Origin of the sequence: Streptomyces sp. NBC_00250, assembly GCF_036192275.1 — a bacterium.
Taxonomy (GTDB): Bacteria; Actinomycetota; Actinomycetes; order Streptomycetales; family Streptomycetaceae; genus Streptomyces.
This window is the reverse complement of the sequence record NZ_CP108088.1, coordinates 379,675-394,563: the sequence shown is the minus strand read 5'-3', so window position 1 is coordinate 394,563 and position 14,889 is coordinate 379,675. Positions and strand designations below refer to the sequence as shown.

Annotated in this window: 14 protein-coding genes; 8 read left to right on the top strand and 6 right to left on the bottom strand. The window is 73.1% G+C overall.

The genetic code is table 11. The features are described 5' to 3' along the window. Nucleotides 1-117 precede the first annotated feature (117 nt). The gene (locus tag OG259_RS01795) at nucleotides 118-1,209 is read left to right on the top strand and encodes a fatty acid desaturase family protein (protein ID WP_328940545.1); all 1,092 of its coding nucleotides are present in this window, start codon (nucleotides 118-120) and stop codon (nucleotides 1,207-1,209) included. A gap of 87 nt (nucleotides 1,210-1,296) precedes the next feature. Continuing rightward, a complete protein-coding gene (locus OG259_RS01790; RefSeq protein WP_328940544.1) occupies nucleotides 1,297-1,842 on the top strand; it encodes an MOSC domain-containing protein in 546 nt (181 codons plus the stop codon). Nucleotides 1,843-1,905: 63 nt separating this feature from the next. On the opposite strand, the gene OG259_RS01785 is transcribed toward OG259_RS01790, so the two are convergent. From OG259_RS01785 to OG259_RS01765, 5 genes are all read right to left on the bottom strand, one after another. Continuing rightward, complete coding sequence (locus OG259_RS01785) at nucleotides 1,906-3,282, bottom strand: tannase/feruloyl esterase family alpha/beta hydrolase (protein WP_328940543.1); 1,377 nt, start codon at nucleotides 3,280-3,282, stop codon at nucleotides 1,906-1,908. 151 nt (nucleotides 3,283-3,433) lie between these two features. Then, nucleotides 3,434-4,540: a hypothetical protein gene (locus tag OG259_RS01780; RefSeq protein ID WP_328940542.1), complete on the bottom strand. Its 1,107-nt coding sequence runs from the start codon at nucleotides 4,538-4,540 to the stop codon at nucleotides 3,434-3,436. Between the two features lie 139 nt (nucleotides 4,541-4,679). Beyond that, a complete protein-coding gene (locus tag OG259_RS01775; RefSeq protein WP_328940541.1) occupies nucleotides 4,680-5,015 on the bottom strand; it encodes a hypothetical protein in 336 nt (111 codons plus the stop codon). Nucleotides 5,016-5,101: 86 nt separating this feature from the next. Continuing rightward, entirely contained in the window at nucleotides 5,102-7,210 is a 2,109-nt protein-coding gene (locus OG259_RS01770; protein ID WP_443052109.1) for a protein kinase domain-containing protein, read from the bottom strand. Nucleotides 7,211-7,469: 259 nt separating this feature from the next. Further along, a complete protein-coding gene (locus tag OG259_RS01765) occupies nucleotides 7,470-8,078 on the bottom strand; it encodes a class I SAM-dependent methyltransferase (protein WP_328940540.1) in 609 nt (202 codons plus the stop codon). A gap of 177 nt (nucleotides 8,079-8,255) precedes the next feature. Here OG259_RS01765 and OG259_RS01760 point away from each other — a divergent pair, with 177 nt between their 5' ends. From OG259_RS01760 to OG259_RS01740, 5 genes are all read left to right on the top strand, one after another. After that, on the top strand, nucleotides 8,256-9,089 hold the full coding sequence (locus OG259_RS01760) for an MHYT domain-containing protein (protein WP_328940539.1): 834 nt from the start codon (nucleotides 8,256-8,258) through the stop codon (nucleotides 9,087-9,089). A 72-nt stretch (nucleotides 9,090-9,161) separates the two neighbouring features. After that, nucleotides 9,162-12,197, top strand: a complete 3,036-nt coding sequence (locus OG259_RS01755; RefSeq protein ID WP_328940538.1) for a sensor histidine kinase — start codon at nucleotides 9,162-9,164, stop codon at nucleotides 12,195-12,197. Continuing rightward, nucleotides 12,194-12,628, top strand: a complete 435-nt coding sequence (locus OG259_RS01750) for a roadblock/LC7 domain-containing protein (RefSeq protein ID WP_030316903.1) — start codon at nucleotides 12,194-12,196, stop codon at nucleotides 12,626-12,628. The genes OG259_RS01755 and OG259_RS01750 overlap by 4 nt, the downstream gene beginning before the upstream one ends. A 13-nt stretch (nucleotides 12,629-12,641) precedes the next feature. Beyond that, nucleotides 12,642-13,058 (top strand): DUF742 domain-containing protein, encoded by a 417-nt coding sequence (locus OG259_RS01745; protein ID WP_328940537.1) that lies wholly within the window; start codon nucleotides 12,642-12,644, stop codon nucleotides 13,056-13,058. After that, a complete protein-coding gene (locus tag OG259_RS01740) occupies nucleotides 13,039-13,656 on the top strand; it encodes a GTP-binding protein (RefSeq protein ID WP_055603501.1) in 618 nt (205 codons plus the stop codon). The genes OG259_RS01745 and OG259_RS01740 overlap by 20 nt, the downstream gene beginning before the upstream one ends. 52 nt (nucleotides 13,657-13,708) lie before the next feature. Here the strand turns inward: OG259_RS01740 and OG259_RS01735 are convergent, their stop codons facing one another. Continuing rightward, nucleotides 13,709-14,134: a PPOX class F420-dependent oxidoreductase gene (locus OG259_RS01735; RefSeq protein ID WP_328940536.1), complete on the bottom strand. Its 426-nt coding sequence runs from the start codon at nucleotides 14,132-14,134 to the stop codon at nucleotides 13,709-13,711. Nucleotides 14,135-14,285: 151 nt separating this feature from the next. Here OG259_RS01735 and OG259_RS01730 point away from each other — a divergent pair, with 151 nt between their 5' ends. Beyond that, nucleotides 14,286-14,699, top strand: a complete 414-nt coding sequence (locus OG259_RS01730) for a roadblock/LC7 domain-containing protein (protein ID WP_328940535.1) — start codon at nucleotides 14,286-14,288, stop codon at nucleotides 14,697-14,699. The last annotated feature ends 190 nt before the right edge of the window (nucleotides 14,700-14,889 follow it).

Genomic DNA, 14,889 nt, shown 5'->3' with positions numbered 1-14,889 from the left:
CTGGAGATCACCGATCCGTACGTTCTCGGTAGGCACCCGACGACCGTCGACGACCGTCATTCATCGCCACCGACCGAGTCGCCGCCGCACCCCGACCGACAGAAACCGGAGCCCGCCATGTCCCAGGCCACCGTCCTGCCCCCGGCCGCCGCCGCACCCACAGCGGCGCCCGCCCGTGCCAGGGGCGGCAGCGAGTTCACCCCGCTCCTGCGGACGGTCAGGTCACAGGGCCTCCTCGAACACCGCCCCGGCTGGTACGCCCGCGGAATCGCCGTCAACCTCCTCGGCATCGCCGCCGTCGTGGCAGGGCTCGCCCTGATCGGCCCCTCCTGGTGGGCACTGCTGCTCGCCGTACCCCTCGCGCTGCTGTCCGCCCGGGCCGCGTTCGTCGGCCACGACGCCGGCCACGCCCAGATCACCGCCAACCGCAAGGTCAGCCGGATCCTCCAGCTCGTGCACGCCAACCTCCTCCTCGGCATGAGCCGGGAGTGGTGGAACGACAAGCACAACCGCCACCACGCCCACCCCAACCACCTCGACAAGGACCCGGACGTCGCGGCCGACATCCTCGTCTTCGCCGAGCATCAGACGGCCGGCCGTACGGGGCTGCGCGGTTTCCTCACCCGTCACCAAGCGTGGCTGTTCTTCCCGCTGACGACCCTGGAGGGCATCGCACTCAAGGTGTACGGGGTCCAGGCCCTGCTGGCCGAGGACGGGCCCTGCCGTACCCGCCGCGAGCGGCTCGTCGAAGGCGCGCTGCTCCTCGCCCACTTCGCGGGCTACACGGCCCTGCTCCTCACCCTCCTCACCCCGGCCCAGGCGCTGGTCTTCGCCCTCGTCCACCAGATGCTGCTCGGCGTACACCTGGGCATGGCCTTCGCCCCCAACCACAAGGGCATGGAGCGCCCCGACGAGCACGCGGACGGCGACAGCTGGGGGCATCTGAGGCGCCAGGTGCTCACCTCCCGCAACATCCGGGGCGGCGCCCTGACCGACTGGTTCCTCGGCGGCCTCAACTACCAGGTCGAGCACCACCTCTTCCCGAGCATGCCGCGCCCGAACCTGCGCCTCGCCCAGCCCGCCGTCCGGGCCCACTGCGCGGCCCTGGGCGTCCCGTACACGGAGACCGGTTTCGTGGACTCGTACCGTCAGGCCCTCGGCCATCTGCACGAGGTGGGCGCGCCGCTGCGGTCCGAGTGGTCCGAGTAGGGTCGGGGCAGGTCACACCTGGTGTGATCATCGGTTCGGCGGTCGGTGCTCCGGCCTCCGAAGATCGGAGAAGGGGAGCTCCTCGTCATGAGCGGCGGCACGGTCACCACGGTCAGCAGCAACGGCACGTACTCGTTCACCAAGCCCAACAGGGAGGGCATCACCCTCCTCGCCGGACTCGGTGTGGAGGGCGACGTCCACGCGGGCGTGACCGTCAAGCACCGGTCACGCGTCGCCCAGGACCCGACCCGGCCGAATCTGCGTCAGGTCCACCTCATCCACGCGGAGCTCTTCGACGACGTCGCCGGATCCGGCTTCGAGGTCGCTCCCGGCGACCTCGGCGAGAACGTCACCACCCGGGGGATCGACCTCCTCGGCCTGCCCACCGGCACCCGCCTGCACCTCGGTGCGGACGCCGTCGTCGAGGTCACCGGACTGCGCAACCCGTGCGCCCAGATCGACAACTTCCAGCACGGACTGCTCAAGCAGGTGCTCGGCCGCGACGAGAACGGAGACGTCGTGCGCAAGGCCGGGATCATGGGCATCGTCCTGACCGGCGGGGAGGTGCGGCCCGGCGACCCGATCCGCGCCGAGCTGCCGGAGGGCCCGCATCGCCCGCTGGAAAGGGTCTGACCGAGCCCCGTGGGCCCGCCAGGGCGCCCGGCTCACTCCTCCAGAGCGGCCAGGGGCCCCGGCTCACTCCTCCAGGGCGCAGGAGTTGACCACGTCACCGCTCGCGGGCCTCGCGATGGTGCGGTCCGCCGGCGGAGCCGTACCGTCCTCGACCCAGCGGGTCAGCGCCTCGAACGCGGAGCGGTAGCACGGCAGGATCGGACGCAGACGGTCCGGATACGTGTCGTAGAGGCCGTCGGTGTGCGTCCCGTCCTGCACCGTGTAGTACCGGTGCAGCCCGCCCCGGCCCCGCGCGTCGATCATCCCCGTGTACACATCCGAGTCCGTGGCGATGGGCAGCAAGGTGTCCAGGTCGCCGTGGAGCGTGATGAGCGGCCTGCCGATCCGCCCGGTGAGCGCGACCTTCGCCACCGCGCGGTGGACGGACGCCGGGCGGGAGACGTAGTCGTACGAGGCGTCCGAGGCGCAGGGCGCGAAGATCTGCTCCACGGTCCCGCCGGCGGTGGAGCCGGGGCAGGCCGGATCGTACGAGGGATCGAACTCGGCCCGGAAGATCTTCTGCGTCAGCCCCCAGTACGCCTTCTCGTGGTACGGCCACAGGAAGCGCGAGCCGGGTGCGAAGCCCGCCCCGATCAGATCCTCGTCGGTGGCCTGCCCGAGCGACCGGGCCACCGTCAGGGGCAGGCTCGTCAGGAGGTTGGGGCCACGCGCGGTCCACAGCACGCCCTCCCAGTCGACCCCGCCGTCGTACAGCTCGGGCCGGTTCTCCAACTGCCAGCGCGTCAGATAGCCGCCGTTGGAGATGCCCGTCATGTACGTGCGCTCCGGCGCCCGGCCGTAACGCTGCCGCACGGCCTTCTTGGCAGCCCGCGTCAGCTCGGTCACCCGGCGGTTCCACTCGGCGACCGCGTCGCCCGGACCCCGTCCGTCGGTGAAGAAGTCCGGTCCCGTGTTGCCCTTGTCGGTGGCGGCGTAGGCGAAGCCCCTGGCCAGAACCTGGTCGGAGATGAGCGCGTCCGTGGAGTACTGCCGCCGGGTGCCCGGCGCGCCGGTGACGACGAGCCCGCCGTTCCAGTGGTCGGGCAGCCGGATGACGAACTGCGCGTCGTGCGCCCAGCCGTGGGTGGCGTTGAGGCGCGAGTCGTCGGGGAAGTAGCCGTCGATCTGGACCCCGGGCACGCCCGAGGGGTTACGGGTCCCCCGGGCGGCGAGCCCGGCCTGGTCCGCCGTGTCGGTGTACTGCGTGCCCGCGAGCCCGGCGGTCGTCAGATCGGCCAGGCAGGCGGACTGCTGGTGCTCGGCGCCGGGAACGCGCAGTCGGTCCTGCCGCGCGCAGTGCGCGGTGGCCCGCCCCTCCGCCCCGGCGGGACTCGCGGGGGCCAGGACCGTGACGGCGGTCAGCAGCGCGGTGAGCAGGGGGACGCCTGGGAACAGGCGCATGGTGGGCCTCCGAGGGGACGGCGGGAAGGGGTGCGGCGCCACATCCTGCGGCGCACCCCGACCCCCGGGCCATGGTCCCGGACCACACCTCGGGCCGTCGTTCCGTGTGGAGTGGCGTGACACCCCCCAGGGGACGTCACGCCGAGGCCGCTCAGGAGGGGCGTACGGCGATCGCGTCGAGTCCTTCGAGGATCGCCGGCAGCCGCGGCCCCCGGGCCACCGGCAGCACCTCGCCCGGCAGCTCGTCGAGCAGGACGAAGGCCATGTCGTCCGTCCGGGCCACCAGCGACCAGCCGGGGCCGTCCGCCCGCAGTGTCCGCACGCCCTCGTCCGTGCCGGCGTCGGACCGCACGCGCCCGACCGGCGGCGGCTCCTCCAGGTAGCGGAGCGCCTGGTCCAGGGCCCTGCGGACTCCGGCGTACGGGTCGGAGACGGTGTCGGGGGACGGGTCGGTGTCGAGGGCCGGTTCGGGGGCGACGTCGGGGGAAGGTTCGGGTGCGACGACCGCGGACGGCGCAACCTTGGAGCGGGAGGCCGGTTCGAACCAGGCAGACGTCCTGGACGAGGCGGGGGTCTTGGCTGCGGCCGCGCTGTTGGACGCGGCGTCGGTCTCGGGGGAAGAGGCCGTTTCGGGCGAAGGCGCCGCTTCGGAGGAGGCCGCCGCGGGCGAGGCGCTGGTCTTGGGCGAGGCGCCGGTGTGGGGCGAGGCCGGCGTGTCGGGCGAGGCGCCCGTCCGTTCCCCGGCCGGAGCGCCGTCCTCCACCTGGCTCCGCCAGTCCGCCCATTGGAGTGCCACCTCGTCGGCGCCGAGGCGCCGCTGGGCCGGTCCCCAGGCGTCGCCGGAGGGCGGCGTCAGCGGGGCGGAATCGCCCTCTTCCGGCTCCGGGTCGTGCGGGGCCGGTACGCCGGGGGCGCGGGCGACCAGGTCGAGAGGCCAGCCCGGCAGCCCGGCGACCACCGAGCGTTCGTCGGGGGAGAGGTCGTAGGCCATACCGCAGTCCCAGGAGGAGATGGCCACCGCGACGAGCGACACGTCGTCGACGACGACCGTCCAGCGTGCGCCGAGCCCGTCCTGGCCGAACACGAGCCCGTACCCGTCCGTGTACGGCTCAAGCCCCAGCGCCGCGCAGGCAGCCGGGTAGTCGTCACCGAGCACGCTCGGGAAACGCGCGGGCGTCAGCAGTGCCGCGGTCAGCACAAACAGCGCGTCGGCATCGCCGACGGCCTCGGCCTCGGCGATCGGGTCCGTCCCAGCCACGCATGCCTCCCCATCTGGTTGTCGGCGCACCTTAACCAGTGAGTAGGGAGGCCTGTCCATAGCTCGGCGCCGTGACCTGCATCGCCGACGGATGCGAAGCCGCCGCCCGCGCTCGTGCCCCCGCTGTGGGCGGCGGGCCCTACGCGTCACCCGCCGGTGGCCTCGCCGGGTCCGCCCGCAGTCCGAGCAGCGAGCGGGCCACGGTGCTCGGCGACTGGTTCCGTTCCCGGGCGAGGGTGAGCAGGGCCCGGCAGGCCAGTTCGTTGACCCCGAACGACAGCATGCCGGGGGATACCCGGCTGGCCGCCTCCTCCGCCCGTGCCGGGTCGTCCTCGGCGCACGCGGCCACGTACTCGGCCGCCGCCTCGAACAGGTTGTGCCCCTGCCGGGGGCGCGGTGACGCCGGCGCGGCGGCCTCGGGTGCCCGCCGGGCGGAGGGAAGGAGTCTGCGCAGTCTTTCGGGTACCCGTGCCACGCCCCACCGCCTTTCCCGGGCACGACTGCCCGGTACATCCACGGTAGTCAGTGAAGTGCCGGGAAAGAAGGGTGCGTTGGCCGCGGCTAGGAGGGTCCTTCGCTGGAGGACCACTGCTGGACCGGCGGCGTGGCCGTCCGCAGGAGCGGGAGGTTCTTCTCGACGGCCTTCTTCCAGGAACCGTCGTCGATCATCTTCTGGAGAACCCGCTGGATGGTGCCCTCGCGGTCGCCGCCCTCCGGAACACCGATGGCGTAGGGCTCGTCGGTGATGCGGAAGCCGGCGATTCTGAAACGGCCCTTGTACGCGTCCTGCTGGGCGTAACCGGCGAGCAGCGTGTCGTCGGTGGTGACGGCGTCGACGGCACCCGAGGCGAGGTCGCTGATGCAGCGCGCATAGCTGTCGTGGGTCACGACCTGCGCCTGAGGGGCGAGATTCGTCCGGATCAGGAGCGCGGTGCTGGAGCCCGTGGCCGTGCAGACCTTCAGGCCGTTGAGATCCGTCCGGCTCTTGACGAAGGTGTTGTCCGCGGCGAGCAGGACGTCCTGATGGGCCATGAAGTAGGGACCGACGAAGTCGACCTTCTTGTCCCGTAGGGAATTCATCGTGTACGTGGCCACGACGAGGTCGACGTCGCCCCCGGAGAGGAGGGACTCGCGGGTGGAACTCCGCACCTCCTTCCACAGGATGTCGGAGGGGCGGTAGCCGAGTCCCGAGGCGATGTAGGTCGCCACGTCCACGTCGAGGCCCGCGTATGTGCCGTCCGGGTTCTTGAAGCCGAGACCGGGCTGGTCGAACTTGATCCCGACGGTGAGTGTGTCGGCGCCGCCGGACGGGTTCGCCGCAGACGCACCCGTGGACGGCGTGGACGGCGATGAAGACGAGGACGAGGAGGACGAGGGAGAGCCCTGGCCGCTGGGCTTGCCCGCGGTGCGGTTCCCCTCGCCGTCGGACTTCTCCCCGCCGAGGGGAAGGAGGTTCCAGACGAGCACACCGCTCAGCACGACGGCGGCCCCGGCCGCCGCGGCATAGGTCCCGCGGAGCCGCTTCCGCGTCGTGGACGTCGTGGGCGGCTGGGGCGGCGGTGCAGGTGGGGCGGGCGGTGCTGAGGCGGGAGCCGGGGGCGCGAGACGGAAGGCCGTGGCGGTGTCGGCAGCGGCGACGTCGACGCCGGGGCCGGACGGTGGGACCGACGGGGAGGCCGTCGTTCCCCGTGCGCCGACGCCCTGCGGGAGTGCGGTGGGCTGCGCCGATCCCTGTGCGCCCGAGTCGGGTCGGATCTCCGCCGGCGGCGTCGGCGCGTGTGTCCCGGCCGAACCGGCGCCCGCCGGTACCGCGTCCTTCGGCTCGGCGTCGACGGCGCGGTGTCCACCACCCCCGGCCGCGACCGAAGTCTCGGCCTCACGTGGAGCTTGAGCTTCTGCTGCCGTCTCCGTTTCGACCTCGGCCAGCATCCGGTCGAGCACTGCGCCTTCGGGACGCGCCGCCGGGTTCCGTATCAGCACGCCCGTCAGGACCCGCGTCAGCGGTCCCGCACGCCGAGGCGGCGGCACGTCCTCGCCGAGGACGGCCGCGAGCGTGGCGAGCGTGTTGGCCCGGCGCAGGGGATGGTGACCCTCGACCGCGACGTACAGCGTCATCGCCAGCGACCACAGGTCGGCGGGCGGCCCGCCCTCCTCGCCGGCGACGCGCTCGGGCGCCATGTAGTCGGGCGTGCCGATGATCGAGCCGGCGGCGGTGAGGGCGGTGGCCCCGTGGATCGCCGCGATGCCGAAGTCCGTGAGCACGGGCTGTCCGTCGGGCCGCAGCAGGATGTTCGCGGGCTTGATGTCCCGGTGCTGGATGCCTGCTGCGTGGGCGGCGCGTAGGCCCGCCAGGATCCCGCGTCCCAGGGTGGCAGCCTCGCCGGCGGTGAGGTCGCCCCGGTCGAGCCGGTCCTGGAGCGAGCCGCCGGCGACCAGTTCCATGACGAGCCACGGGTAGGTGCCTTCGCCGCCGTCGACGATGTGATGGATGGTCACCACCTGGGGGTGCGCCACGCGGGCGAGTGCCCGGGCCTCCCGCAGAACCCGGATGCGGAGCTCCCGGGCGCCCTCGGGGTCGTACTCGGCCAGCGCCGGGTCGGGCGGGCGGACCTCCTTGAGGGCGACCTCACGGTGGAGTGCCAGGTCCCGTGCTCTCCACACGGTCCCCATGCCGCCCCCGCCGAGCCGCGCCACCAGCTCGAACCGATCGTCGACCACCCGTGCCACCCGCAGCCCCCTCACCCCGATACGGCCACCCGGTGGGATGTGATGCGTCCCGCGGCGTCAGACCGTCGACCCCGCCCCGACTCTGCCACATCCGTGCGGGGGATCCGGCCTGGTCCGCGACCGCTATCGCTAACGCGCCCGCGTCAGTGCCAGCCGCGTCCGAGCCGCGACCGCGGCGGCGACCCCGACGGGGTTTCCTGGATCAGCTCTCGCGGACGGCCATGGCCAGAAAGCGCGTGTCCTCGTCGACGTAACTGACGAGCCGCCAGCCCGCTTCGGCGAGTACGAGGCGAAGCCGGGGCTCGGCGCGCAGGTCGTCCGGGGTGATCTGCCGGCCGTGCCGGGCCGCGAGCGCGGCCCGGCCGATCGGGTGGAAGAGGGCGAGCCGGCCGCCGGGCCGTACGGCCCGGGCGAGTTCACGCAGGTCGGCCACTGGTTCCGCGAGGTGCGAGATGAGCCCCGCGCCGAAGACGGCGTCGAGGGAGCCGTCTCCCACCGGCAGGCGTCCGACGTCGGCGAGCAGCAGCGTCGCGGTGTCGTCCGTGCCGCCGCGCCCGGCGGCGACGGCCCGTTCGAGCATCTCGGGGGTGAGATCGGCGCCGAGTACGGTTCCGGAGGGGCCGACGGCGGCGCGGAGCGGCGGCAGTGCCCGCCCGGTCCCGCAGCCGGCGTCGAGCACCGCGTCGCCCGGGCGCAGTCCGAGCTCGTTCACCGCGGCCGCGTACGCGGGGCCGTCGTCGGGGAACCGGCTGTCCCAGTCGGCGGCGCGAGCGCCGAAGAACTCTCGGACGTGTGTGGGGTCATCGCTCATGCGCTCATGATTCCGTACCCGGAGGGGTGAACGTTCTGTGTGAACATTTTGTGCGCATGTTCTGTGTGCACGTTCGAGCCCGGTGCGATCGTTCGGGATCATCTCTCTGTCATATTCCATCAGCTTTCGAAATGCGCCCCTGGTGCGCCCCCTGATGCGCACTAGCGTCCGGGAGCCATGGGACACCTGGACCACGCCACCTTCGGCTGGCTGACACCTGCACTGTCGTACGCGATGGCCTGCGTCGGCGCCGCCCTCGGGCTGCGCTGCACCGTGCGAGCGCTCGACGCGACCGGCCGCTCGCGGCGGAACTGGCTGCTCACGGCGGCCTCCGCGATCGGCACCGGCATCTGGACGATGCACTTCGTGGCGATGCTCGGCTTCGGTGTGACCGGCACCGACATCCGCTACGACGTTCCGCTCACCATTCTCAGCCTGGTCGTCGCGATGGCCGTCGTCGGCCTCGGCGTGTTCGCCGTCGGCTACGGACGCGACAGGGTCCGCTCACTCCTGATCGGCGGGCTCACCACGGGCATCGGCGTGGCGAGCATGCACTACATGGGCATGGCGGCCCTCCGACTCCACGGCGAGGTCCGGTTCGACCCCCTGCTCGTCGGCCTCTCCGTGCTCATCGCCGTCGTCGCCGCCACCGCCGCCCTCTGGGCGGCCCTCAACATCCACTCGCCCGCCGCCGTGGCCGTCGCCTCGCTCGTGATGGGCGCGGCCGTCAGCAGCATGCACTACACGGGCATGTTCGCGGTGCGGGTGGATGTGGTCCCCTCCTCCGCGACCCTGCCCGGGGCCACGGTCATGCAGTTCATCTTCCCGCTCGCCGTCGGCCTCGGCTCGTACCTCTTCATCACCTCCGCCTTCGTCGCCCTTTCCCCCACGGCCAGGGAACGGGCCGCGTACGCCTCGGCCGGGCGCCTCACCGAGCCGGACGAGCGCGCGGTGGACGTCGCACCTCCCGGCTTCCGCACCGCCCGGGCCGTCCGTACGCCCATGAACTGACCCGCCCCCGTGCTCCAACCCGCTCGCGGGACCCACCGCACCAGACACCGTCGCAGCCGGAACGAGGAGGCCATGCGAACTCCCCGCAGAACCAACGACGCCGAGGCGTCGGCGCCGCCGTCGGCGGCCGCGCGCGGGCGGCGCGCACACGCCGGGCCGCCCGCCGACGAGCCGGGGGAGCCCACCCCCGAGGCCTTCCCGACCACCGCACGCACGGCCGCCACCCACGCGCCGCCCGCTCCTCCCGCCGCCGAGGCGGGTCCCTTCCGCCCGCCGCGTGGCGGCCTGCGCCCCCGTACCGTCCGCGCCAAGATCGTCTCGCTCCTGATGGTCCCGGTCGTCTCGCTCCTCGCGCTGTGGGGATTCGCCACCGTCACCACGGCGCAGGACGTCGCCCGGCTCCGTCAGCTCCAGCGCGTCGACGCCGAGATCCGTGAACCCGTCACGGCCGCCGTCGCCGCCCTCCAGGCCGAACGGCGCGCTGCCGTACGGCAGATCGCGGCACCAGGCGCCACCCGGGTCGCCGAGCTCAAGGACCGGATACGCCGCACGGACGAGGCCGTCGACCGGCTCCGGCTGAACGACACGCACACCGTCGGCGACGCCGGAGACCTGCCCGGGGACGTCGGGGAGCGGGTGACCGTGTTCGTCGGCAAGGTCGCGGGCCTCGCCAGGCTCCGTACCGCCGCCACCGACGGACGGGCCGACGGGAACCAGGTGTACGAGGAGTACACCGCGGCGGTCTCCGCCGCCTTCGCCGTCGGCGGTGCGCTCACCGGCATCCAGGACACCCGACAGGGATCCGACGCGCGCGTACTCCTGGAATTCGGTCGGGCCGGCGAGATGCTGTCCCGCGAGGACGCCCTCCTCACCGCCGCCCATCTCGACGGCCGGTTCGCCTCGGACCGGCTCCGCGCCTTCGCCGGCGCCGTCGAGACCCGGCGTACCCTCACCGCCTCGGCCACCGCCGACCTGCCCGCCGCCGAACGCGCCGCGTGGGCCCGGCTCGCCGCCGGCGGAGACCACACGAGGCTCACCCGGGCGGAGGGCCGGATCCTCGCGGCCGACCCCGGCCGCCCCGCCGCCCAGGCGGTCACCTCCGCGGACTGGGACGACACCCTCGCCGCCGTACGGAGCGGCCTCACCGCGATCGAGACCGACGCGCGCACCGTCGCGGCCGACAGAGCCGACCCCTTCGCGGGCGGTGTGCTCACCGCGGGCGGCGCGGCGGTCGTTCTCGGCCTCGCGGCCGTCGCCGCCTCACTCGTCATCTCCGTACGGATCGGCCGCGGCCTCGTCGTCGAACTCGTCAGCCTCCGCAACACCGCCCTCGGCATCGCACGCGGCAAACTCCCCGCCGCCATGCGCCGGCTGCGCGCCGGAGAGGAGATCGACGTCCAGGCCGAGGCCCCGCCGGGACCCGTCTCCCAGGACGAGATCGGTCAGGTCGGCGAGGCCCTCACCACCGTCCACCGCGCGGCCCTCTCCGCCGCCGTCGAACGCGCCGAACTCGCCAGCGGCATCTCCGGCGTCTTCGTCAACCTCGCCCGCCGCAGCCAGGTCCTCGTCCACCGCCAGCTCAACCTCCTCGACAGCATGGAGCGGCGAGCCGACGACCCCAACGAACTCGGCGACCTCTTCCGGCTCGACCACCTCACCACCCGGATGCGCCGCCACGCCGAGAGCCTCATCATCCTCTCGGGTGCCGCTCCCGGCCGCGCCTGGCGGATGCCCGTCCCCCTCACCAACGTCGTCCGCGCCGCCGTCTCCGAGATCGAGGACTACGCGCGCGTGGAGGTGCGCCGGCTCCCCGAGACGGCCGTGGTGGGCGGCGCCGTCGCCGACCTCACCCACCTCCTCGCCGAACTCATCGAGAACGCCGCCCAGTTCTCCCCGCCCCACACCAAGGTCCGCGTCAGCGGCGAACCCGTCGGCAACGGCTACGCCCTGGAGATCGAGGACCGCGGACTCGGCATGGGCAAGGACACCCTCGCCGAGGCCAACGCACGCATCGCCCAGTCCGAGGCCCTCGACCTCTTCGACAGCGACCGCCTCGGCCTCTTCGTGGTCAGCCGGCTCTCCTCCCGCCACGACATCAAGGTCCAGCTGCGGACCTCCCCGTACGGCGGCACCACGGCCGTCGTGCTGCTTCCGACCGACCTCCTCCAGGGCGCACTGCCACCCGGCCGCGGCACCCCGGCGACCGGCAACGGAACCGACACGCCCCACACGGGAACGCCCCAGGTGCGCGATCCCCGGATGCCGGCCGCCGGCGGGGGAGAGCCGGGCGCGGACCACCGACAGAGCCGCGACGAGCAGGTGACGGGCGACCGGTTCGGCCCCGACGGCTTCAGCGCCGACCGCCTCGGCGCCGACCGGCGGACGGACGACGGGCGCGCCGCACGAGAGCGGGAGGAGGCGCATCGCGCCGAGGCGCGCCGCTTCGGCCGCCCCCAGGTGTCCCGCGCCCCGGCGCAGGCCGGTCCGCCCGCCCCCGCCATCGGTGGAGGAGCCCCCGCCGGGCCCGTTCCGGCGCCCCGCCGGACCGCTCCGCAGCCGCCGACCGGCGCGCGGCCGGGAGTCCTGCCCAAGGAGGCGGGTGGCGCACGGCCGCCGCTCCCGCCGCAGGCCGCACCGTCCTCACGGCCGCAGCCCCTGCCGCGTCCGACCGCCGTCCCCGCGCTCGCGCCGTCGCCGCAGGCCGGGCCTCCGCCCGCCGGGGTCACCGAACTGCGCCGCCGCGGTCCCTCCGTACCGCCGACGGCACGGGAACAGCAGCCCGGCACGCCCGCAGGCCACGCGGGTTCTGCCGGACGCGGCGACGACCCGGAGGGTGAACTGCCCCGTCGCGTACGGCAGGCGAACCTCGTCCCGCAGCTGCGCGAGGCGCCCGCCGCCGCACCCGTCTTCGTGCCGGCCGCGCCGGAAACGGACGCCCGCACCCCGGAGGTGGTACGCGACCGGATGGCGGCCTACCGGGACGGCTGGCAGCGCGGCGGCGGCGCGGCCCCGGGCAGCAGACGCCCCCTCGGCACCGGCACCGGACACACCCCGGGCCACGGCACGACCCCCCTCGACGACCCCCGCCCCGAAGGAGACCAGGCATGATCGACCACGAGAGGATCTCTCACCACCGGTCCGGTGAACTCGACTGGCTCCTCGACGACCTCGTCATGCGGGTCCGGGAAGTCCGCCACACCGTCGTGCTCTCCAACGACGGACTCGCCGTCGGGGCCTCCAACGGACTCAGCCGGGAGGACGCCGAACATCTGGCCGCCATCGCCTCCGGCTTCAACAGCCTCGCCAAGGGCGCGGGTCGCCAGTTCCACACGGGCGGCGTCCGCCAGACCATGGTCGAGATGGACGACGGCTTCCTCTTCGTCGCCGCGGCGGGGGACGGATCCTGCCTCGCCGTCCTCAGCTCGGTGAGCGCCGACATCGGCCTCATCGCCTACGAGATGGCCCGCCTCGTCAAGCGCGTCGGCGAGCACCTGCACACCCCGCCGCGGCTCACGGTGACCCCGCCGGCCGCCGGCTGACCCGGAGACAGCCATGAACGAGGACAGCACCGGCGGCGGCCCGCCCGTGCCGGGCAGTCAGTGGTACGACGCCGACGCCGGACCGCTCGTACGCCCGTACGCGATGACGGGTGGCCGGACCAAGCCCGGGCCCAGCAACGTACGGTTCGACCTCATCGCCCTCGTCGTCGTGGACGACGACCCTCCCGGACCGGCCGAGGAGTCCCTCCTCGGACCCGAGCACCGGTCCCTGCTCGCCCTGTGCAGGGCCGAGACCCAGTCGGTGGCCGAACTCTCCGCCGACGCGGACCTGCCCGTCGGTGTCGTCCGGGTCCTCCTCGGGGACCTCCTCGAATCGGGCTTCGTGCGCGTCAGCCGGCCCGTACCCCCCGCACAGCTCCCCGACGAAAGAATCCTGAGGGAAGTAATCGATGGCCTACGAGCGCTCTGAGAGCACCGGCGCGGACGACGGCGCGGACACCACCGCCCTCGCCCTGAAGATCCTGGTCGCCGGTGGATTCGGCGTGGGCAAGACCACCCTCGTCGGCGCGGTCAGCGAGATCCGGCCGCTCCGCACCGAGGAACAGCTCAGCCGTGCGGGGGAGTCGGTCGACGACACCGGGGGAGTCGACCAGAAGACCACCACGACCGTCGCCATGGACTTCGGCCGCATCACCATCCGCTCCGGGCTCTCCCTCTACCTCTTCGGGACACCCGGCCAGGACAGGTTCTGGTTCCTGTGGGACGAGCTGTCACAGGGCGCGCTGGGGGCGGTCGTCCTCGCCGACACACGGCGACTCGAGGACTGCTTCCCGGCGGTCGACTACTTCGAGCACCGGAAGATCCCGTTCGTCGTCGCCGTCAACTGCTTCACGGGCGCGCGTACGTACGGAGCTGCCGACGTGTCCCGCGCGCTCGACCTGGACCGGGGCACGCCCGTCGTGCTGTGCGACGCGCGCGACCGCGACTCCGGGAAGGAAGTGCTCATCCGCCTGGTCGAGTACGCCGGACGGATGCACACCGCCCGGCTCCTCGACACGGTCGGCTGAGCCCGGTGGTCGCCTCGGCGCGGCGGCCTCCGCGACCCGGGCGGGACACCCCCTAGTCGGCCACGCCGGCCTGGGCGACCACCTTGTGGATGCGTACCCGGACGAGGAGTTCGCCCGGGACCGCATTGCGCTCCCCGAACTCGTCCGCCCGGTCCTCGCCCATGTAGCGGGCGCCGATGCGACCGGCCCAGTGCCGCAACTCCGCCGTGTTCTCGCTGAGTTCGGCGTGTCCGCTGAGCGAGACGAAGGCGAAGGGCGGGGTGTCGTCGTCGACGCACAGGGAGACGCGTCCGTCGCGGGCGAGGTTGCGTCCCTTCACCGTGTCCTTGCCCGTGTTGAACACGAACTCGTCCCCGTCGAGAAGGAACCAGACCGGTACGACGTGCGGACTGCCGTCGTCGCGGACGGTCGCAAGCTTGCCGGTACGGGTTCCCTCGGACACGAAGGTCCGCCACTGATCGTCGGTCATCCTCGTCATGCCCCCATCCTGCGGCACGCGCGGGCGTGGTGCAGTGCTTGCCCTGTTCACGACAGTGCGTAAGGCTTGCGGCGATACGGCGGACCACTGCGGCCCCGAGACGACGGGAATCCCGGTCGACGGGACGCACCACCCAGGGGGAGGACCACTGATGGCGTTGGACAAGGGACTGGACTGGCTTCTCGACGACCTGACTCAGCGGGTCGGATTCATACGGCACGCGCTCGTGCTGTCGAACGACGGCCTGGTGACGGGCGCGAGCAGTGGACTCGCACGTGAGGACGCCGAGCACCTGGCAGCCGTCTCGTCGGGCCTGCACAGCCTGGCCCGGGGCTCGGGCCGGCACTTCAGGGCGGGCAGGGCACGGCAGACGATGGTCGAGTTCGACGAGGCGCTGCTCTTCGTGACGGCGGCGGGCGAGGGCAGCTGCCTGTGCGTCCTGAGCGCGGCGGAAGCGGATGTGGGTCAGGTGGCGTACGAGATGACGCTGCTGGTCAACCGCGTCGGCGAGCACCTCGGTGTGGCAGCCCGGCAGCCGGGGCTCCCGGGCGGCGGCCTGCTCTGACGTTCCGGCTGTCGACGTTCCGGTTGTCGACGCTCGGGCTGTCGGGCTGTCGGGCTGTCGGGCTGTCCGCTTGTCCGCTTGTCCGCTTGTCCGCTTGTCCGTCGGTCTGTCGTGCTGAGGTGTTGTCCACAGGCAGTTGTCCACAGGTCGTGCGAGGTTCGTCACTCTGCGTTACGTTTTCGGTGGTGGG

What these genes read in the sequence shown, in the direction of transcription:
- OG259_RS01790 (WP_328940544.1), top strand. Translation starts at nt 1,297, where the DNA reads ATGAGCGGCGGCACGGTCACCACGGTCAGCAGCAACGGCACGTACTCG.
- OG259_RS01735 (WP_328940536.1), bottom strand. Translation starts at nt 14,134, where the DNA reads ATGACGAGGATGACCGACGATCAGTGGCGGACCTTCGTGTCCGAGGGA.
- OG259_RS01740 (WP_055603501.1), top strand. Translation starts at nt 13,039, where the DNA reads ATGGCCTACGAGCGCTCTGAGAGCACCGGCGCGGACGACGGCGCGGAC.
- OG259_RS01745 (WP_328940537.1), top strand. Translation starts at nt 12,642, where the DNA reads ATGAACGAGGACAGCACCGGCGGCGGCCCGCCCGTGCCGGGCAGTCAG.
- OG259_RS01770 (WP_443052109.1), bottom strand. Translation starts at nt 7,210, where the DNA reads ATGGGGACCGTGTGGAGAGCACGGGACCTGGCACTCCACCGTGAGGTC.
- OG259_RS01785 (WP_328940543.1), bottom strand. Translation starts at nt 3,282, where the DNA reads ATGCGCCTGTTCCCAGGCGTCCCCCTGCTCACCGCGCTGCTGACCGCC.
- OG259_RS01750 (WP_030316903.1), top strand. Translation starts at nt 12,194, where the DNA reads ATGATCGACCACGAGAGGATCTCTCACCACCGGTCCGGTGAACTCGAC.
- OG259_RS01795 (WP_328940545.1), top strand. Translation starts at nt 118, where the DNA reads ATGTCCCAGGCCACCGTCCTGCCCCCGGCCGCCGCCGCACCCACAGCG.
- OG259_RS01730 (WP_328940535.1), top strand. Translation starts at nt 14,286, where the DNA reads ATGGCGTTGGACAAGGGACTGGACTGGCTTCTCGACGACCTGACTCAG.
- OG259_RS01755 (WP_328940538.1), top strand. Translation starts at nt 9,162, where the DNA reads ATGCGAACTCCCCGCAGAACCAACGACGCCGAGGCGTCGGCGCCGCCG.
- OG259_RS01765 (WP_328940540.1), bottom strand. Translation starts at nt 8,078, where the DNA reads ATGAGCGATGACCCCACACACGTCCGAGAGTTCTTCGGCGCTCGCGCC.
- OG259_RS01760 (WP_328940539.1), top strand. Translation starts at nt 8,256, where the DNA reads ATGGGACACCTGGACCACGCCACCTTCGGCTGGCTGACACCTGCACTG.